Source organism: Streptomyces syringium, assembly GCF_017876625.1.
GTDB classification, from domain to species: domain Bacteria; phylum Actinomycetota; class Actinomycetes; order Streptomycetales; family Streptomycetaceae; genus Streptomyces; species Streptomyces syringius.
Window position 1 is genome coordinate 6745649 of record NZ_JAGIOH010000001.1, and the last position, 18551, is coordinate 6764199.

The 18551-nt window shown below is 71.7% G+C and carries 16 protein-coding genes; 3 read left to right on the plus strand and 13 right to left on the minus strand.

The window, feature by feature from the left end; all coding sequences use genetic code 11:
• Nucleotides 1-3: 3 nt before the first annotated feature.
• The 7 genes from JO379_RS29590 to JO379_RS29620 all read right to left on the minus strand — a co-directional run bounded on the left by JO379_RS29590 (nucleotide 4) and on the right by JO379_RS29620 (nucleotide 10107).
• A complete protein-coding gene (locus JO379_RS29590) occupies nucleotides 4-1281 on the minus strand; it encodes an SGNH/GDSL hydrolase family protein (protein WP_209517802.1) in 1278 nt (425 codons plus the stop codon).
• Between the two features lie 138 nt (nucleotides 1282-1419).
• Nucleotides 1420-2583 (minus strand): CaiB/BaiF CoA transferase family protein, encoded by a 1164-nt coding sequence (locus JO379_RS29595; protein ID WP_209517804.1) that lies wholly within the window; start codon nucleotides 2581-2583, stop codon nucleotides 1420-1422.
• A 139-nt stretch (nucleotides 2584-2722) separates the two neighbouring features.
• Nucleotides 2723-5833 (minus strand): beta-galactosidase, LacZ type, encoded by a 3111-nt coding sequence (gene lacZ / locus JO379_RS29600; protein ID WP_209517807.1) that lies wholly within the window; start codon nucleotides 5831-5833, stop codon nucleotides 2723-2725.
• A 145-nt stretch (nucleotides 5834-5978) separates the two neighbouring features.
• Entirely contained in the window at nucleotides 5979-6668 is a 690-nt protein-coding gene (locus JO379_RS29605) for a LutC/YkgG family protein (protein WP_209517809.1), read from the minus strand.
• Nucleotides 6665-8140 (minus strand): lactate utilization protein B, encoded by a 1476-nt coding sequence (locus JO379_RS29610; RefSeq protein WP_209517811.1) that lies wholly within the window; start codon nucleotides 8138-8140, stop codon nucleotides 6665-6667. Before JO379_RS29610 ends, JO379_RS29605 begins: the two co-directional genes overlap by 4 nt.
• A 50-nt stretch (nucleotides 8141-8190) precedes the next feature.
• The gene (locus JO379_RS29615) at nucleotides 8191-8943 is read right to left on the minus strand and encodes a (Fe-S)-binding protein (RefSeq protein ID WP_130881122.1); all 753 of its coding nucleotides are present in this window, start codon (nucleotides 8941-8943) and stop codon (nucleotides 8191-8193) included.
• Nucleotides 8944-8961: 18 nt separating this feature from the next.
• Nucleotides 8962-10107, minus strand: coding sequence for an NAD(P)-binding domain-containing protein (locus tag JO379_RS29620; protein ID WP_209517813.1), 1146 nt, complete (start codon nucleotides 10105-10107; stop codon nucleotides 8962-8964).
• Nucleotides 10108-10201: 94 nt separating this feature from the next.
• Between JO379_RS29620 and JO379_RS29625 the strand changes: the two genes are divergently transcribed.
• On the plus strand, nucleotides 10202-10624 hold the full coding sequence (locus JO379_RS29625) for a YjbQ family protein (RefSeq protein WP_130881120.1): 423 nt from the start codon (nucleotides 10202-10204) through the stop codon (nucleotides 10622-10624).
• 39 nt (nucleotides 10625-10663) lie between these two features.
• Here JO379_RS29625 and JO379_RS29630 read toward each other — a convergent pair whose 3' ends face one another.
• Nucleotides 10664-11590, minus strand: a complete 927-nt coding sequence (locus JO379_RS29630) for a D-alanyl-D-alanine carboxypeptidase family protein (protein WP_209517815.1) — start codon at nucleotides 11588-11590, stop codon at nucleotides 10664-10666.
• 222 nt (nucleotides 11591-11812) lie between these two features.
• A complete protein-coding gene (locus JO379_RS29635; protein WP_130881118.1) occupies nucleotides 11813-12295 on the minus strand; it encodes an Lrp/AsnC family transcriptional regulator in 483 nt (160 codons plus the stop codon).
• Nucleotides 12296-12578: 283 nt separating this feature from the next.
• Between JO379_RS29635 and JO379_RS29640 the strand changes: the two genes are divergently transcribed.
• Nucleotides 12579-14084: an FUSC family protein gene (locus JO379_RS29640; protein WP_209517817.1), complete on the plus strand. Its 1506-nt coding sequence runs from the start codon at nucleotides 12579-12581 to the stop codon at nucleotides 14082-14084.
• Nucleotides 14085-14177: 93 nt separating this feature from the next.
• A complete protein-coding gene (locus JO379_RS29645) occupies nucleotides 14178-15257 on the plus strand; it encodes a lactonase family protein (RefSeq protein WP_209517819.1) in 1080 nt (359 codons plus the stop codon).
• A 164-nt stretch (nucleotides 15258-15421) separates the two neighbouring features.
• On the opposite strand, the gene JO379_RS29650 is transcribed toward JO379_RS29645, so the two are convergent.
• The 4 genes from JO379_RS29650 to JO379_RS29660 form a co-directional block, all read right to left on the minus strand.
• Entirely contained in the window at nucleotides 15422-16366 is a 945-nt protein-coding gene (locus tag JO379_RS29650; RefSeq protein ID WP_130881115.1) for a sirohydrochlorin chelatase family protein, read from the minus strand.
• Between the two features lie 106 nt (nucleotides 16367-16472).
• Complete coding sequence (locus JO379_RS29655; RefSeq protein ID WP_245382647.1) at nucleotides 16473-17507, minus strand: N-acetylglucosamine kinase; 1035 nt, start codon at nucleotides 17505-17507, stop codon at nucleotides 16473-16475.
• A 25-nt stretch (nucleotides 17508-17532) separates the two neighbouring features.
• Entirely contained in the window at nucleotides 17533-17715 is a 183-nt protein-coding gene (locus JO379_RS33505; RefSeq protein WP_245381585.1) for a hypothetical protein, read from the minus strand.
• 23 nt (nucleotides 17716-17738) lie between these two features.
• Nucleotides 17739-18416 carry a uracil-DNA glycosylase gene (locus tag JO379_RS29660; protein ID WP_130881113.1) on the minus strand — a complete coding sequence of 226 codons (678 nt, stop codon included), beginning with the start codon at nucleotides 18414-18416 and terminating at the stop codon, nucleotides 17739-17741.
• Nucleotides 18417-18551 lie beyond the last annotated feature (135 nt).

The window sequence follows — 18551 nt, forward strand, 5'->3', positions numbered from 1 at the left end:
CGTTCAGAGGACGTCGAGTTCGATGGCCTCGGCCATGACCCGGTAGCCGGCGTCGTTGGGGTGCTTGCGGTCACCACTGTCGTATGCCGGGTGCAGCACCTGGGGGTCGTCGGGCGAGGCCAGAGCCCGGTCGAAGTCGGCGACCCCGTCGTACGCACCGGAGGTGCGGATCCACTCGTTGAGCGCGACGCGCTTCGCCTCGGCCGCCGGGGTGTGGTACTCCGACCCCTTGAACGGCAGGATGGTCGCGCCGATGACCTTGACACCACGGCTGTGAGCCCGCTCGATCAACTGTCGGTATCCGGCGGTCAACTCCGCCACCGTGACGTCCGGGTTGGGCTTGTACGTCGGCAGGTCCACCTCGCTGAAGCCGATGTCGTTGAGTCCCGCGAACACCACCACGGAGCGGACACCGGGCTTGTCGAGAACATCGCGTTCGAACCGGTCCACGGCCCGGTCGCCGTACCAGGCGGAGTCGTTGAGCATGAGGTTTCCACCGATCCCCGCGTTGACGACGGCCAGCGGCCGGCCCGCGGTGGTGAGGCGCTCGGCGAGCGCGTCGGGGTAGCGGTGGTTCGCCCCTACGGTGGACCCGTAGCCGTCCGTGATGGAGTCCCCGAAAGCCACCACCGTGTCGAAGGGAGTGGCGCTCCCCGACAGTTCGACGTCGGAGAGGTAGTACCAGGAATGGGTGACCTCGTCGAAGCCCTCACCGCCGACGTCGGCCGTGCGGTCGCCCGTGGCGCGGTAGCTGTTGGCATACGCCTGCGAGTGGAATGTCGAGGGCCCGGTGGGCTCCTCGAAGTACAGGGTCACGGTCACCGAGTCGAACGGTTCCACCAGCAGTCCCGTCGCATCGCCGACGGTCTCACCACCGGCGGGGATCGTCACCGAGGTAGCTCCGCCGAACGACAACTGCCTCATGGTGCCGGGGTGGGTGGCGGCACCCTCGTCGGTCAGCGCGAGAGTCGCGGCGCTGACGGTCAGGGGCTCGGTGCCGAAACGGTTCGACAGCCGGATGCGGGCCGCAGTGCCCCTTCCGGTGAGGCGGACGATCTGCCGCACGGACTGCTGAGCGAACCCGGTCTCCGACCAGTTCTCCTCGAAGCCGCTGCTCGGCCGCTGTACCGGTGCCGACCAGCCCGCCGACCACAGGGTCGCCGTGGCCGCCCGGCTCCGGGGCCGGCCCTGAGTCCGGTCGTCGGCCCGGCCCCCGGCCCTGCCGAGAGCCGGGGTCGTGACGTCGTACTCCTGGACGGAGTGCTGTCCCTGAACGGTCATGATCAAGCCTTCCTCGCGTGATGTGCGGTGCTGAGGAAGAGCCTGCTCCTCGAAGATCGCCCCACCCAGTCCTCTCCGCGTGGTACGCACCCGGTGCGTACCACTGGCAGGGTCACCTTCGGGATCCGACGGCGTGCGTCACTCGTGCGCGTCGGCCTGCGAAGTCGTCGAGAACTCGGCCCGGATCGCCGCCGTATGCTCCCCGGCGGCGGGCACCGCGCCCATGGCCGCTTCCCTGCCCCGTACCTCGACGGGCGGCAACAGACCGCGCAGCGGCCCTGCGGGCGAGCCGAAGTCACGCCAGCGCTCGCGTGCCGTCAACTGCGGATGGTCGGCGAACTCCCCGACGGTGCGCAAGCGGGCGTTGGCGATGCCGGCGCCGTCGAGGAGGGCGAGGAGCCCGTCCGCCGTATGACGAGCGAAGACCTCCTCCATGACGGCCGTCAGTTCGTCGTCGTGTGCCCGGCGCAGTGGATTGTCGGCGAAACGCGGGTCACGGATGAGCTCGGGCTGCCGCAGCACCTGTGAGCAGAGGGCCACCCATTCGCGGTCGTTCTGCACGCTCAGGAACACGCGTGCGCCGTCGCCGCACGCGTAGTGCCCGTACGGGGAGATGGACGGGTGCCGGGCCCCGCTGCGGGCGATGGGTGCGCCGCCGTAGGCCTGGGCGAAGTACGGGTGCCCCATCCACTCGGCGAGCGCGTCGAAGAGGGAGACCGACAGCGCGGAGCCCCGGCCCGTGCGCTCGCGTTCGTACAGCGCGGTCAGAATGCCCGTGTAGGCATACATCCCACCGGCGATGTCCGCGATGGAAATGCCCGGACGGGCCGGGGAGTCGGGGCTGCCGGTGATCGACAGCAGCCCGACCTCACACTGAACCAGCAGGTCGTAGGCCTTCTTGTCGCGGTAGGGACCTTCGGGGCCGTATCCGGAGACATCACAGGTGATCAAGCGCGGATCGCGGGCACGAAGCGTCTCGGTGCGGAGGCCCAGCCGGTCGGCCGCGCCGGGGCCGAGGTTCTGGATGAAGACATCGGCGCGGGCCAGCAGCCGGTCGAGCAGCGACCGGTCAGCGGGGTCCTTGAGGTCGAGGGCGATACTCTCCTTGCCACGATTGATCCAGACGAAGTAGGCGGAGAGCCCCTTGACGCTCCGGTCGTACTCACGGGCGAAGTCACCTCGGCCCGGTCGTTCGATCTTGATCACGCGTGCACCGAGGTCCGCGAGCTGACGGGTGGCGAACGGCGCGGCGACGGCCTGCTCGAGGGCGACGACGGTGATGCCCTGCAGGGGCAGTTCCATCACTCCTCCTTCATCGGCGTGATCATATGACCGGGCCTGTGGACAGTGCACCACCCGCTGGTCCGGGGACTTCTACTCTGGCGCTCATGGAAAACGAAACCACCGCCCAAGGGGCGTTGACGGCACGCCCCGGCCGAAGCTATCGGGCCGGTCGCAGCCGGTAGGCGTAGCTGTAGTCGCGGTCGGCGTGCAGCAGGTACCGCTCCAAGGGCCGAGCCCCCCAGGAGTCGTTGCCGCCCACCCCCATCTGGCGATGGTTGACGCTCAGGATCGTGTCGTCGCGCCACCTCATCTCATGCGGGTGTCGTGGACCTTCGAGGTCGAAAGGCGTGCAATGAAGAGCACTGATCTCCAACAGACCGACGCCGTCGACGGTTTCGGCCAGCACGGACAGGCCCGAGCCGTCCCGGTCGGTCAGCGAGGCGCTGCGCACATCCGTGACATTGCCCAGGGCCTGAGGGCGCGCGTACGGCACCACCGGTGCGTCCGTCGAGCGGCTGTAGCGGCCTACGAACGCGCTGTCGCGGCGGTCCTGATAGTTCTCGTGCGGGCCGCGTCCGTACCAGCCGAGCGTCCCGAAGCGGCCCGGCACGGTCAGCAGCGCGCCCACCACCGGCAGATCCGGCAGCCCCGGGCCCGGCGTGAGAGTGTGCCGTACGCGCACCTCGCCGTCACCGAGCACCGTGAAGACGGTCGTCCACCGGGAGACGGCAGGAGCGGTGGGCAAGGTGGCGACGACGGTGAGCACCACCTCGGCGGGGGCCGGCTGCTCGACCTCGATCGAGCCGACCGCACGCCTCACCCCCGCGTCGCGCCACGTACCGGACGAGACCTGCGCGCCCCAGCCGATGTCGTTGTCGGTCGGCGCCCGCCAGAAGTTCGGGACCGGCCCCTCGATCAGCAGAGTCCGGCCGCGGTGACGATAGGTGCTGAGGGTGCCGGACGCCGTGTCCAGGGCGAGTTCGAGATCGGCCCCGGTGACGGTGATCGCGCGAGGGGTCCGGACGACCCGGAGCGCGGGCAGTACGGCCACATCGTGCGCGGGTGCCGGGGAGCGCCAAGGGAGCGCGAGCTGCTCCGCGGCGACGATGTGACCGGCTTCGGCCCAGCGGGTCGCCTCGCGGAGGACGAAGGAGACGTTGAGCCAGTACTCCGCGCCGGGCTCCGGCTTCTCGGGCCGCTCCCACGGCAGCCGGACGATCGTCGACTCGCCCGCTCCGGTCCTGGGCGCGGCGAGCGCGCCGTGCTGGACGGGCTCGCCGTCGCGGGTGACCTCCCACCGCAGTTCGTACGCCTCGAGCCCCGTGAACAGCTGGAGATTGGTCACCTTCACCGTCCCGGCCGCCAGGTCCGCGGCCGAGATCCGCACCGGCTGGTAGACCTTCTTCACCTCGTGCAGAGCCGGGTGCGGGGTGCGGTCCGCGGCGACGAGACCGTTGCAGCTGAAGTTTCCGTCGTCGGGATGACCCGGATGCCAGTCGCCGCCGAAGGACAGGTAGGTGCGGCCGGGTGCGCCCGGCACCGGAAGACGGATCGCCTGATCGGCGAAGTCCCAGATGAACCCGCCGTGCAGATTCGGGTGGGTGTCGATGACGTCCCAGTACTCCCGGAGATTTCCCGTGCTGTTGCCCATGGAGTGCGCGTATTCGCACAGGATGTACGGCTTGGGGTTCCCGGACTTTCCGTACGCCTCGACGGCGTCCGGGTCGGCGTACATGCGCGACTCGATGTCGGCGACCGCGTTCATGCCCTCGTAGTGCACGGGCCGGGACGGGTCGCGGTCGTGCACCCAGTCGGCCATGACCCGGAAGTTTCCGCCTCGGCCGGCCTCGTTGCCCAGCGACCAGATCACGACGCAGGGATGGTTCTTGTCGCGCTCCACCATGCTGCGGAGCCGGTCGACACAGGCATCGGTCCACTCGGGGAGGCTCGCGGGCAGAACGTCGCGCAGATCGTGTGTCTCCAGGTTGGCCTCGTCGATCACATACAGGCCGTACTCGTCGCACAGCTCCAGCCAGCGCGGGTGGTTGGGGTAGTGCGAGGTGCGGACGGCGTTGATGTTGTGCTGCTTCATGATGCGGATGTCTTCGATCATCCGCTGTTCGGGGACCGCTTGGCCGTGGTCGGGGTCCCACTCGTGGCGGTTGACCCCGCGGAGGACGACGGGCCGGCCATTGACCGTCAGCTCACCGGGGCCGTAGCCAACGGCGCGGAACCCGACGCGGGTGCGCCGGATGTCGATGGTGTCGCCCTGCGCATCGGTCAGCTCCAGGGTCAGGACGTAGAGGCAGGGTTGTTCGGCCGACCACAACGAGGGCCGGGCGACCCGGGAGCTCAGCTCGACGGTCGCCTCACCGGACTCGGCGAAGCGGGCGAGTGCGCTCCGGGACAGCACGGGGGCGCCCCCGGCATCGTGCAGGGTCGCCCGGACGCGGTGGCCGCCGGGGTGGGGCTCCGGACCCGTGGACCGCAGGGTCGCGGACACCTTGAGCTCCGCGTCACGGACGTCGTGGTCCAACTCGGTACGGACAAACAGATCGTGTACATGCACGTGGGGGACGGAGTAGAGATACACGTCGCGGAAGATGCCGGACACATCGATCATGTCCTGGTCCTCCAGCCAGCTCCCGGTGCACCAGCGGTGGACCTCGACGGCCAAGGTGTTCTCTCCCGGGCGCAGACAGGGGCTCACGTCGAATTCGGCGGGCGTGTAGCTGTCCTCGCTGTAGCCGACCCGTCGGCCGTTGACCCAGACGTAGAACGCGGATTTGACGCCCTGGAAGGAGATCAGGACGCGACGCCCCGCCCAGTCACGCGGGACGGTGAAGGTACGGCGATAGGAGCCGACCGGGTTGAAGACGGTGGGCACGAGCGGGGGAGCGGGCTGCTCATAACCGATCCACGGGTACCGGACGTTGAGGTAGACCGGTTCCGGGTAGCCCTGCATCTCCCAGTTGCCGGGCACGGTGACGTGATCCCAGCCGCTGTCGTCGAAGTCGTCCTCGGCGATCCCCGTCGGGCGCTCGGCGGGGTTCGGGGACCAGTGGAACCGCCAGACGCCGTTGAGCGATCGGTAGTACGGCGAGTCGGCGGAGTCACCGGCGAGCGCCGAACGGAGATCGGCGAAGGGGATGAGACGGGCGCGGGCGGGCTCCCGGTTCACCTGGAACGTCTCGGGGCCGGCCTGCCATTCCTCGCCCGTGACGGCCGACAGGGGGCGGTGCGAAGAGTTCGGTCGTCGTGCGCGCATACGTCAGCTCCAGGGAGGGACGTCGGAAGAAGAGGACGCGGGGACGGGACACGGCAGCGACATACGGGGGAAAACCGCCGAAGAGCACGAAGGGCCAGGATCGGACAGGACGCCCGCGCCCCACAAGCCCCGCGCCCGGCGCGGCTCACAACGACCGAGGATCGCCGTCCACCAGGATCACTTCGAGGGTGCGTGGACCATGGACGCCCTCGACCCGGTCCAGTTCGATGTCGCTGGTCGCGGACGGACCCGAGATCCAGGTCAGCGGCCGTTCGGGAGCCAGCCGTTCGAGGGCCTGCGGCACCGAGTCCACCACCTGGTCCGCGATCCGCACCACGCACAGATGGTGATCGGGCACGAGTGAGATGCGACGACGGCCCTGGTCCGGGCCCGAGTCGAGGACCACCGTGCCGGTCTCGGCGATGGCCAGCGCGCATCCGGTGACGACGCTGTCCGCGCTGTCCAGCTCCCGAGGCGTCAGAGCCGCCGCATCCGGCACCAGGTCCACTCGGGCCCCGGCAAGCCACCCCCGCGGCAGCCCGGCCGGTACGACCACACGGCGGGCACCGCGCGAGGCGAGCAACCGCCCGAGGAGCGGGGGCAGCCCGGCCGGGTCCGTGCGGTGCACGACGGCGCGGTAGTCCGCGAGATTCTCGGCGAGGAGGGCCACGGACTCGGCGGGTGTCCGCTCGGCGTGGGTGCGGAGATAGTCGCGGACGACGGGGTGGTCGCGCGGGCGCTCGTAGCGCGGCACATCGGCCAGCGCGCGCCGGATCCGCCCGAGGACCCGCTCCCTGCTCGCGTCGCCGTCGGCACGGCCGGAACCGGCACTCATGAAGCCTGCTCCCGGGGCCGGGTGGCCGTCGGTCCGCCTCGGGTGCGGGCCCACCAGTCCCGGAACGACTCGGCGGGCATCTCGGGCAGCTCGCGGGAGTCCGTCCAGGTGCGGCCCGGCCCGGGCAGCCGTCGCGGGTGGAAGCGGCGGGTGCGGGCGGCGAGGCGCTGACCGTGCCGGAGCGCGGCGGGGTGGTCGAGGACCCAGCCGGCGGTTCGCATCAGCGCCCGTTCGGCGGCGTGCTTCCTGGCCGGTTTGATGACGGTCCTGGTGCCGCGGACGGTCACCTCGCCGCCTTCCACGACCCGCTCGCGCAGGTGAACGAGGACCTCCGGGATATCGATGGCGACCGGGCAGGCGTCGTAGCAGGCGCCGCACAGAGAGGAGGCGTAGGGAAGGGATTCCTCCAGCGGGGAGATGAGGCCGCGCAACTGCGGTGTGAGGATCGCGCCGATCGGTCCGGGATAGGGCGAGCCGTACGCGTGCCCACCGGCCCGCTCGTACACGGGACAGACGTTCAGGCAGGCCGAACAGCGGATGCAGCGCAGTGCCTGGCGGCCGACCCGGTCGGCGAGCGTGTCGGTGCGACCGTTGTCGAGCAGCACGAGGTGGAAGGCGCGTGGACCGTCCTCGGCGGTGGTCCCCGTCCACATAGAGGTGTACGGGTTCATGCGCTCGGCGGTCGAGGAGCGGGGGAGCAGTTGGAGGAAGACCTCCAGGTCCTGCCAGGTCGGCACGGTCTTCTCGATGCCGACGACGGAGATCAGGGTCTCCGGGAGGGTGAGGCACATCCGGCCGTTGCCCTCGGACTCCACGACCACGAGGGTGCCGGTCTCGGCCACCATGAAGTTGGCGCCCGAGATCGCGACCTTGCTCCTCAGGAACTTCTCGCGCAGGTGCAGCCGGGCGGCTTCGGCGAGATCGGCGGGGCGGTCCGTGAGCCCTTCCGGTGCCGGGCGCCCCCACTGCGCCATCCGGTCGCGGAAGATGTCGCGGATCTCGCCCCGGTTGCGGTGGATGGCGGGGACCAGGATGTGTGAGGGCAGATCGTCGCCGAGCTGCACGATCAGCTCGGCGAGGTCGGTCTCGTACGCCCGGATCCCCGCCTCCGCGAGGGCGGCGTTGAGTCCGATCTCCTGGGTGACCATGGACTTGACCTTGACGACTTCGCGCTCGCCGGTGGCGCGCACGAGGTCGGTGACGATGCGGTTCGCCTCGGCGGCGTCCGCCGCCCAGTGGACGGTGCCCCCGGCCCGGGTCACGTTCTCCTCCAACCGCACGAGATAGTGGTCGAGGTGACGCAGGGTCCGGTCCTTGATGGCGGCTCCGGCGGCGCGCAGCCGCTCCCAGTCGTCCAGCTCGGCGACGGCCGCGGCGCGCTTGGCGCGGATGGTGTGCGTCGCGTGCCGCAGGTTGGCGCGCAGCCCGCCGTCCCGGGTCGAGACGGCGGCGGCTCGGGGAAATGCGGGCATGCCCAGGTACGTCGCGTGGGCGGAGCCGTCCGTAGGGCGCTCGGGGCCGCTCACAGGACGCTGCCTTCCGTGCTGGCGAGGATCTCCGCGATATGGACGGGGCGGACGGCGGAGCCACTGCGGGCGAGCGTGCCGCCGATGTGCACAAGACAGGAGTTGTCGACCGCGCACACGGCCGCCGCACCGGTGTCGTCGAGCGCGCGGGCCTTGTCGGCACCCATCGCGGCGGAGACGGCGGGGTTCTTGACGGCGAAGGTGCCACCGAAGCCGCAGCACTCCTCGGCCCCGGCGAGCTCCCGCAGTTCGATGCCACGCACCTTCTCCAGGAGCCGCAGCGGCCGGTCACCGAGGCGCAGTACCCGCAGTCCATGACAGGTGGGGTGGTAGGTGACGGTGTGCGGAAAGTACGCCCCGACGTCCGTCACCCCCAGGATGTCGACCAGGAACTCGGTCAGCTCATGGGTCTTGGCCACCGCTCCCGCCGCCGCCTCGGACATCGCGTCGCCCCGCCCCTCGGCAGCCGCTTTGGCGGCGATCCGCGGGTAGTTGTCACGGATCATCGCCGCACAGGAACCGGACGGGGTCACCACGTGGTCGACGTCCTGGAAGGCGGTGGCGTAGCGGCGCATCAGGGGTTCCGCCAGATGGCGGTAGCCCGTGTTGAACTGCGGCTGACCGCAACAGCTCTGCGCCATGGGGAAGGCGACCTGGACGCCCAACCGCTCCAGCAGGGTGACGACGGCCTGACCGGTGCGCGGGTAGAGCGTGTCATTGACGCAGGTGATGAACAGCCCCACACGCATGATTCCTCCTCGCGCGGCTCATACTGCCGCAGCGACCGCGTGCTGTGAAGGATCGTCCACGTGGCGGTCCTTGGGGCCTCCGACGGGTCCGGCACCGGGCTCGGCGAACAGCGACCGGATCTCCCGTACGGCCTCCCGGCCCGCCCGGTTCGCGCCGATGGTGCTCGCCGAAGGCCCGTATCCGACCAGGTGCACGCGAGAGTCACGGACGGCCCGCGTGCCCTCGACGCGGATGCCGCCGCCCGGCTCGCGCAGCCGGAGCGGTGCCAGGTGGTCGATGGCGGGGCGGAAGCCGGTGGCCCAGACGATGACGTCGGCGTCGACGCGGTGGCCGTCGGCCCACGTCACACCGTTGGGCGTGATGCGGTCGAACATCGGCAGCCGTTCGAGAACACCCGCGGACCGGGCTCGTTCCATGGCCGCCGTCATGGGCAGCCCGGTCACGGACACCACACTCTGCGGCGGCAGCCCCCGCCGTACGCGCTCCTCGACCCGCGCGACGGCTTCCCTGCTGCGGGCCTCGTCGAAGGGGCCCTCGCGGAAGAGCGGAGGACGCCGGGTCACCCACGTCGTTGCCGCGGCCACCTCGGCGATCTCCATCAGATGTTGCACACCCGAGGTCCCACCCCCGACGACCACGACACGCTGCCCGGCGAACTCCTGCGGGCCCGGATAGTCGGCCGTATGCAGCTGCCGGCCGCGAAAGTGCTCCTGACCGGGGTAGCGGGGCCAGAACGGGCGGTCCCAGGTGCCGGTCGCGTTGATCAGGGCCCGTGGCGCCCAGACGCCCTCGGACGTCTCGGCCCACAGCCGCCCATGCGGCCCCTCCCGCACCGCGCTCACCTCGACCGGGCGGTGCACCCGCAGATCGAACGCCTCCTCGTACTCCGCGAAGTAGCCGCCGATCACCTCGGCGGACGGCATGGAGTCGTCCGCTCCCGTCAGCTCCCTGCCCGGCAGCGCGTGCATGCCGTGCACCCTGCCGTAGGTCAGCGACGGCCAGCGGAACTGCCAGGCGCCGCCCGGGCGCGGCGAGTGATCCAGAACGACGAAGTCCCGGTCGGGCTCGTACCTCGCCCGGCGCAGGTGATACGCGCTGGACAGCCCTGCCTGCCCGGCGCCCACCACGACGACCTCGACCTCACGCGACCGGATTTTGTTCATGATTCCACTAACAGTGGCGACGCTCGCGGTCTTCCCGCTCCTCGCACCCTCCCCGGAGCCGGGTCGCGTGCCCGCCACCGGGCAAGATGGGAGCATGACCGAAACGTTCCGTACGCATGTCCTCGACGTCTCCACCGGCACTTCGGAGACCGTGTACGACCTCACGCGAGACTGTGAGGAATTCTTGCGCGCCGTGGCCGCGGGCCGCGACGGCCTGCTCAATATTTTCGTGCCGCACGCCACCGCCGGAGTGGCCGTTCTGGAGACGGGCGCGGGCAGTGACGACGACCTGCTCGCCGCGCTGCGGGACCTGCTGCCGGCGGACGACCGCTGGCGGCACCGGCACGGGAGCCCCGGCCACGGCCGGGATCATGTCCTTCCGGCGCTCGTGCCGCCGCACGCGACGCTCCCCGTCCTCGGCGGACGGCTGGAACTGGGCACCTGGCAGTCCGTGTGTCTGGTGGATACCAACCGGGACAACCCGGACCGCCAGGTGCGGCTGACCTTTCTCGGCTGACCGCCCGGCGGCCGGTCGGCCTCGGCTCAGCCGGGTGCGTCAGTCCTTCTGGGCCGAGGCCGGCAGCTGGCGCAGCTTCACCGGCGTCTTGGTGTTGTAGGCCCAGTCGAGCATCTTCGTGGCGTCCGCGTAGCGGTTGCCGGCGTTGAGGATGACGCCCACGACGGTGCGTCCGTTGCGCTGGGCGGCGAACACCAGGCACGGCCCGGCCACGGAGCCCGTGCCGGTCTTGATGCCTATCGCGCCCTTGTACGACCCGAGCAGCTTGTTCGTGTTGTCCCAGTAGTAGGTGCGATTGATGTTCGCGGCCTTCTGCTGGGTGCTGGTCGACTTGACGACCGTGCCGAACGTGCTGTTGGCCATCGCGTGGCCGGCCAGCTTCGCCGTGTCGCGCGGCGTCGTGTAGTTGGCGCCCGCCGCCGAGATGCCGTCGAAGGAGTCGTACTTGGTGTTCTTCATGCCAAGGGCGGCGGCCTTCTTGTTCATCTTGCCGATGAACGACTTCGTGCGCGCGGCCTCGGTGCTGCCGCTGCCGAAGGTGTCGGCGAGCGCGTACGCGGCGTCGCACCCGGAGGGGAGCATCAGGCCGTACAGCAGCTGGCGCACGGTCAGCTTGTCGCCGACGCGCAGATCCGCCGTGCTCGCGCCGTTACGCGCGACGTAATCGCGGTACGACTGCTTGATCGTGACCAGCTTGTTGAGATTGACGCCACTGGTGTCCAGGACCACGGTCGCCGTCATGACCTTGGTGGTGCTGGCCATCTGACGCTTGGTGTCGGCGCTCTTGGACCACAGCCGGCTGTTCTTGCCGGTGTCGAGCAGGAACGCGCCCTGGGCGGTGACGCCCGACGGACCGCTGGCGGCGGCCTCGGCGGTCGTCGCCGGGAGTACGACGGCGATCGCCGCGGTCGACGCGACGAGCGCCGTTCCCCACCGGCGTACCGGTCTTCCCCCATTTCGATCCATGTACATCCCCTTGTCCTCGCTTGTTGAGATGAGCGAGCAGATAATCCCACCTATGTGTGAGAGGGGAGACATCGGGGGCGCCTCTCCGGGTGAGGGGCGGCTCCTCGGACGATCCGTCAGGCAGCGCGGAGAGACAGCCTGATCAGGCGTACCGGTCAGGCGCGGGCCCGGTCCGGCGCACCGGTCGTGTGGCCCGGTCGGGCGGCCGGTCGGGCAGCCCCGTCAGGGAGACCGCTGAGCCGCCCGTCCCACCGATTCCACCAGCGGCACCATCCGGTAGGGCACGCGCTCGCGCAGCACCACCTCGGTGCGCGTGCGGACCACCCCCGGCAACTGGACCAGCAGCTGGATCACGTCCTCCAGGTGTGCCGCGTCGCGCGCGACGACCCGTGTCATCAGATCGCCGCCACCGGTGATCGAGAACGCCTCGATGATCTCCGGCACCTCGGCGAGCGCGTTCGCGACCGTGTCCAGATGGCCCTGAGTGACCTCTATGTGGACGAACGCCAGCATGGGATGGCCGAGCGCCGCGGGGGACAGCCGCGGTCCGGTGCCGGTGATCACGCCCTCGCGCTCCAGCCGGTCGAGCCGGGCCTGCAGCGTGCCGCGCGCGATGCCCAGCACGCGCGCGTACTCCCGCACGCTCGTCCGTGGCTGCTCCAGCAGCAGCCGCAAGATCTTCGCGTCCAGCGCGTCCACCGCCATGGGCCAACGGCCTCCTTATGGTCACCATCACTGGATTGGCACTGTACCAATGGCGCAGTTGTCCGAGGAGCTCTTGAGCCATTGAGGCTCCGGATGTTTTCCTCTACCTACTGATGGCGTTGCGCTGGGCTGCGTCGGGCGGCGAAGAAGCCGCTTCCGAACCCCCGCAGCGCCTTTGTCGTGCCGCGAAGCGCTGATGTGACATCGACGTCCGTGCGCATCCGCGGAATCCATCCGTACACATTCGTTTCTTGGGGAGAAGGGGGCGGCCGCTCTGAAGAGGATGTTCGTGGCTCCGGACCCGGGCCGGCTCAGGCTCCGCACCGGTGTCCGTGCCGTCATCGGTGTGAGCCTCGCGGTTGCCGCGGCGGAGCTCTGCGGCCTGTCGCTGCCCGCCTCCATCACGGGCGGGCTCGCGGCGCTCCTCGCGCTCTTCACCGTCGGTGACCCGACCGTGCGGCGTCAGGCGGTCAGCACCGCCCTGCTGCCGGCCGTCGGTTTCCCCGTGCTCGCCCTCGCGACGGCCCTGCACGGCCTGCCCCTGCTGCGCGACGCCGCGTTCCTCGCGGTGGTCTTCTGCGGCGTCTACGCCCGGCGCTGGGGCCCGCGTGGCCACGCGCTCGGGATATTCGCCTTCATGATGTTCTTCGCCACGCAGTTCCTGCACGCCGTACCGGCTCAGCTGCCGGAGCTGTACGGAGCCATGGCGATGGCGCTCGCCGCGTCCGGTCTCGTCCGCTTCGGGTTCTGGTGCATCGAACGGCGGACACCGCCGCCCGCCCAGCCCGCCCCGCTCGCGGCGCGCGGGCTGGCGCGGCCCACCACCCGCCAGGCGTTCCAGGCGACCTTCGCCTGCGGTCTCGCCCTCGCCGTCGGGCAGCTCGTCTCCGACGAGCGCTGGTACTGGGCCGTCGGCACCGCCTGGTGGATCTTCGTCAACACCGCTTCGCGCGGTGAGACCCTGGTCCGCGGCTTCCGCCGCGTGGTCGGCACCGTGACCGGAATCGGCGTCGGGCTCCTCGTGGCCGTGCCGCTGCACGGCGCGCCCGCGCCCACCGCGGTGCTCGTCGCCGTCTGCGTCTTCGGCATCTTCTACACCGCCGCCCCGTCCTACAGCTGGATGATGTTCTTCGTGACCGTCATGGCCGGGCTGCTCTACGGGCTCCTCGGTGTGCTCCACCCGGGGCTGCTGGCGCTGCGCTTCGAGCAGACGGCCGTCGGCGCGTTCGGCGCGGCCCTCGCCGTCGCCGTCATCCTGCCGGTCACCACGCACGCCGCCACCGACGCCTGGATCCAGCGCGCCCTGCTGGCCGTACGGCACTGCACCGCGGAGTCGGCCCGGCGACTCGCCGGCGACGAGTCCGCCGACCCCACCGCGCACGTCGCCGAGCTGGAACTGCTCCTGGGCAAGGTGCGCGTCTCCCTCGCGCCGCTGCTGCACCCGCTCAGCCCGCTGCGGGCACGCAAGGCCCGGGCCCGGGAGGTCATGGTCTTCCTCGACGACTGCGCCCGTCAGGCGCGGGGCCTGGCGGCCGTCGCCGCCGACCCCGCCGCCTCGCACGACGCCCGGCTGACCGCGGCCTGCCAGCGGGTCGAGACCGCGCTGTACGCCCTGGTCGCGCCCGGCGGGGACGGTGCGCCCCCGGCGGCCGCGGCATCCGACGCCGTTCCGCACCACCACCCCGGCGCCGAGCGCGCCCTCGCCCACCTGCACGACCTGGAAGCCACGCTCGTCTCGCTCGCCGCGCCCCTGCGCAGCAACCCGCGGGGCGTCTTCGCCGAGGCCTGAGCCGGGCACCGACAGCGGCCGGGAGCGCCCCGGCCACTGTCGGTGCCCCGGTGTAGCGTCGGGCGGACAGTGGCTCGACGGGGAGGCGGCACGGTGGCCGGTACGGGACAGCAGGGGCGTCGGCGGGGGCAGCGGGCGTACATCGGGTCGTTCACGGAGGCGGGCGGTCCTGGTCTCACGGTCGCGGACGTCGACACCACCACCGGCGCGCTGAGGCCCGTATTCGCCACCGACGCCGTGGTGAACCCGTCCTTCCTCGCGCTCTCGCCCGCCGCCGACGTGCTGTACGCGGTGAGCGAGACCGCGGAGGGAGCCGCCGTCGCCTTCTCCCTCGCCGACCCGGCCCGGCCCGAGCCGCTCGGCGCGCCCGTTTCCGTCCGTGGCGCCTCCCCCACGCACCTCGCGCCCACCGGCACGCACCTGCTCACCGCCAACTACGGCTCGGGCAGCGTCAGCGCTCTGCCCGTCGGCCCCGACGGTGGACTCGAGGCGCCCTCGGCGGTCCTGCCGCACCGGGGCGGCGGCCCCGTGACGGACCGGCAGGCGGGCCCGCACGCGCACGCCGTGGTGCCCGACCCCTCCGGGCGCTGGGTGCTCGCCGTCGACCTCGGCACGGACTCGGTGTGGATCCACGCCCTCGACCCGGCGACGGGTGTCCCGAGGCCCCACGGTGAGACACCGCTCCGCCCCGGGACCGGCCCCCGGCATCTCGCCCTCCACCCGCGCGGCGACCGCGCGTACGTCCTCAACGAGCTGGAGTCGACCGTCACGGTCTGCCGCTGGGACGCGTCGGCCGGGGCCCTGGAGCCGGTCGGCGAGACACCTGTCGTGCCCGAGGAGTCTCCCGGCGGGGACACGGCGGCGCCCAATTTCCCCTCGGCACCCGTGGTCTCGCCCGACGGCCGGTTCCTGTGGGTCGCCAACCGCGGCCACGACACCATCGCCACGCTGGCCCTCGACGCCTCGGGTGACGTCCTCGGCCTCCGTGCCACCGTCGACTGCGGCGGCCACTGGCCTCGCGATCTGTCGGCACACCCGGGCGGACACCTGCTGTACGCCGCCAACGAGCGTTCCGGCGACGTCACCTGGTTCACCGTCGAGCCCGACACGGGCCTGCCGCGCCGCGCCGGGTCGATCACGATGCCCGCCGCGTCCTGCGTGGTCTTTGCCTGAAGCGATGCAACGCCCGGGCTCGCGGACGGGCCGGAATGGCCGGATCCGATCCATCGGATCCGGCGCCATCCGGCTCGGCGACGACCGGCCCCGGAAACGACCGGAGGGGCCCCTGAGGGCCCCTCCGAACAGCGAGGCGTCCGTCCCCGGACGCCGAACGCGCGTCAGCGCACCGGCGCGCCCTGAAGCGACGGCTCGGGGGCGATGCCCAGGGCGGCCGCGTACTTGGCGAGGGCGAGCTTGCCGATCGCCGGGTAGGCGCCCAGCGGCTCGGCCGCCGCGCAGCCCGCTTCCTGGGCGGCCACGGCCGGGAGGCTCTCGGCCACCTCGGGGCCGATCAGGCAGGGCGCCAGCGCGAGGTTCCGGGAGCCGGAGCCACGCAGCCGCTCGGCGGTACGGGCGATCGCGCCCTCCTCGTCCAGCGCGGCGGCCATCACCGGGACGGCGAGGCGCGCGGAGAGCAGCATGCCGGTGATGCCCGCGGCCTGCACGGCTTCCTCGCCGCCGATCGTGGCCAGAATGATGCCGTCCGCAGCCGTTGCAACTGTAAACAGCCGTGCGCGGTCGGCGCGGGCCAGACCGGCTTCGGAGAGGCGCACGTGCAGCGCTTCGGCGAGCAGCGGGTGCGGACCGAGCGCGTCGGTCAGCTCGACGACGGAACCGCTGCTCATGACGGACTGGCGTATGCGGCGCAGCAGGGCGCTGTCGGGCCCCGCGAGCAGCGGCACGACGACGGCGGCGGGCCCCGCGGCCCACGCGTCGGCGTTCTCGTCCGCCGCGGCCTCTTCGCGGGCTTCGCTCGCGCGAGCGGCGTGCTGGGCCGTGGCGTAGCCGAGGACGGCGTCCAGGGACGGGTAGCCCTCGCTGCCGCCGTCGGCGTCCACGTAGCCGATGCGCGCGTCGAGCCCCGGGAGCTCGGCGCGCGCGATGCTGAGGATCTCCTCGGCGAGGAGGCGCGTGGCGGGGTCGGGTGTCCCGGGTACGGCGAGGACCAGCGGGGGCGCACCCGCTGGAGCAGCCGCCGGCTCCGGCCGCCGGTGCCGTCCAGGCTGGCGGGGGCGCGGCATTCGTACAGGCAGGCCGGACACGGGCCCTGTGGGGGAGCTCATGGCGCCGCATGTTAGTCGTTCGGAGGACTGGGCCGTTCGGGTGGGGGCAACTAGGTGACGTCTGTCCGGATTTATTCGGTGGTTCATACGATCAGTGGAGATGTGTTCAGCAAATGATCCGTAGTAATCCGGCTGCGGTGGGTAGTCGCAAGGAGTCCGTTGCCAGCGCCGCTGCCACGAGCGACGCCCCGCTCAGCGGATCGCCCGCGGCGGCGAGCAGGCGCGCCTGAGGTAGTTGCAATTGCAACTCTTGATGGAGTGGCGTCAGGAGTGGTTCACCCATGCGGAGCAGCCCGCCGGTGAGGGCCACCGGCAGGGTCCGCTCGTCGTCCCGGTCCGGGCGATCCGGGCGGGGGCACACCGCCGCCGCTGCCCCGGCGATATGGCGGGCCGCCTCACGGAGGATGCGGGAGGCGACCGGGTCGGTCCCGGCGCACCGGCCGACCTCGGGTGCGAACGACGCCAGCAGCGCGGGCCGGTCCGCGCGCGGGTACAGCTTTCCCGGCAGTTCCGGCGCGGGGCCGAACAGGACCTCCAGCCGGGCCAGCAGGGCGGGGGAGGCGCCCTCCTCGCGGCCGTCGTACGCGCGCATCGCCGCTTCGAGCCCGGCGCGGCCGATCCAGGCTCCGCTGCCGCAGTCGCCGAGGAGGTGGCCCCAGCCGTCCGCGCGCCGCCAGCCGCCTTCCGGCGTCAGGTCGGTGCCGAGCGCGACCAGCCCGGTGCCGACGGCGACGACCGCGCCCGGCCGCTGCCCCAGTGCGCCCGCGTAGGCGGTCACCGCGTCCGAGGCCAGGGCCAGCCGACGTGCCCCGAGCGCGTCGCGCAGCGCGTCGGGCAGGACGGCACGGAGATCGTCGCCGAGGGTGGCCATGCCGGAGGCACCCACGCAGACGGCCTCGCAGCGCTCCGCGCCCGCTTGGCGCAGGAGACGCGCGGCGGCGGGCAGCACCCGGTCGAGGAGGCTTCGCGCGTCGATACCCCGGGGGCCCATGACGGCGGGTTCGGGGGAGGACCACATGAGGGCCGGGCCCTCACCCCGGACGGGTGTGAGGGCGATCCTGACGCCCGAACCGCCCGAGTCGACGCCGAGGACAGGGGAGCGACCGTGCCGCGGAGGGCCGGTCGGGAGGCCGGGCGGCAGGTCCCCGGGCGTGACGTCCACGGGATCAGCCGGAGTCGCGCACGGCGCGCTCGCTCGTCGAGGCGCCGGTGAGTGCCGCGTGCACGCCGCTCGGGGCAGTGCTCGCGCCCGGCAGTGCCGCGCTCCCGGCCGGCGCCCGCCGGTCGCCTGCCGGGAGCGCGGCGCCTGCCCCATGCGGGCTGTCCGTATTGTCCCTGCCGATAGTCATGGCGGGCACCTTACCGCCCAAGATCACGGAAGTTGCCAGTTGACGGGAGCCGATCCCTGCTGGACGAGGAGGTCATTGGTCCGGCTGAACGGCCGGGACCCGAAGAAGCCGCGATCGGCGGACATGGGGGAGGGGTGAGCGGACTCGACGCACGGCACCCCGCCGAGCAGCGGTCGCAGATTGCGGGCGTCGCGGCCCCACAGGATCGCCGCCATCGGCCGGCCGCGCGCGACCAACGCGCGGATCGCCTGCTCGGTGACTTCTTCCCAGCCCTTGCCCCGGTGCGCGGCGGGCTTGCGCGGAGCCGTGGTCAGTGCCCGGTTGAGCAGCAGGACGCCCTGCTGGGTCCAGGGCGTCAGATCGCCGTTGGACGGCCGGGGCAGCCCGAGGTCGGTGTGCAGCTCGCGGAAGATGTTCTCCAGGCTGCCGGGCAGCGGCCGCACCTCGGGCGCGACGGAGAAGCTCAGCCCCACGGCATGGCCGGGCGTCGGGTACGGGTCCTGACCGACGATCAGGACCCGTATGTCGTCGAACGGCTGCTGGAACGCGCGCAGCACATTCGCGCCCGAGGGCAGGTAGGTCCGGCCCGCCGCGATCTCGGCGCGCAGGAAGTCGCCCATCGCGGTGATGCGCCCGGCGACCGGCTCAAGTGCCTTGGCCCAGCCCGCTTCTACGATCTCGTTCAATGGTCGTGCAGCCACGGGGCGTCACTCTACTGGCTCAGCCTGTTCCGGGACGAACGGGAGCGGGTACGTCCGTACGCTCCGGCACGCACTCGTACGTGCAGCGGCCGCCGCCGGTACGGGGCGGCAGAACCGTACCGGCGGCGGCCCCGG

Bases quoted from the DNA above. Each gene is read 5' to 3' on its own strand.
- JO379_RS29610 (WP_209517811.1), bottom strand. From the start codon at position 8,140: ATGCCCGCATTTCCCCGAGCCGCCGCCGTCTCGACCCGGGACGGCGGG.
- JO379_RS29630 (WP_209517815.1), bottom strand. From the start codon at position 11,590: ATGGATCGAAATGGGGGAAGACCGGTACGCCGGTGGGGAACGGCGCTC.
- JO379_RS29605 (WP_209517809.1), bottom strand. From the start codon at position 6,668: ATGAGTGCCGGTTCCGGCCGTGCCGACGGCGACGCGAGCAGGGAGCGG.
- JO379_RS29590 (WP_209517802.1), bottom strand. From the start codon at position 1,281: ATGACCGTTCAGGGACAGCACTCCGTCCAGGAGTACGACGTCACGACC.
- JO379_RS29595 (WP_209517804.1), bottom strand. From the start codon at position 2,583: ATGGAACTGCCCCTGCAGGGCATCACCGTCGTCGCCCTCGAGCAGGCC.
- JO379_RS29615 (WP_130881122.1), bottom strand. From the start codon at position 8,943: ATGCGTGTGGGGCTGTTCATCACCTGCGTCAATGACACGCTCTACCCG.
- JO379_RS29640 (WP_209517817.1), top strand. From the start codon at position 12,579: ATGTTCGTGGCTCCGGACCCGGGCCGGCTCAGGCTCCGCACCGGTGTC.
- JO379_RS29620 (WP_209517813.1), bottom strand. From the start codon at position 10,107: ATGAACAAAATCCGGTCGCGTGAGGTCGAGGTCGTCGTGGTGGGCGCC.
- lacZ (WP_209517807.1), bottom strand. From the start codon at position 5,833: ATGCGCGCACGACGACCGAACTCTTCGCACCGCCCCCTGTCGGCCGTC.
- JO379_RS29625 (WP_130881120.1), top strand. From the start codon at position 10,202: ATGACCGAAACGTTCCGTACGCATGTCCTCGACGTCTCCACCGGCACT.
- JO379_RS33505 (WP_245381585.1), bottom strand. From the start codon at position 17,715: ATGACTATCGGCAGGGACAATACGGACAGCCCGCATGGGGCAGGCGCC.
- JO379_RS29635 (WP_130881118.1), bottom strand. From the start codon at position 12,295: ATGGCGGTGGACGCGCTGGACGCGAAGATCTTGCGGCTGCTGCTGGAG.
- JO379_RS29650 (WP_130881115.1), bottom strand. From the start codon at position 16,366: ATGAGCTCCCCCACAGGGCCCGTGTCCGGCCTGCCTGTACGAATGCCG.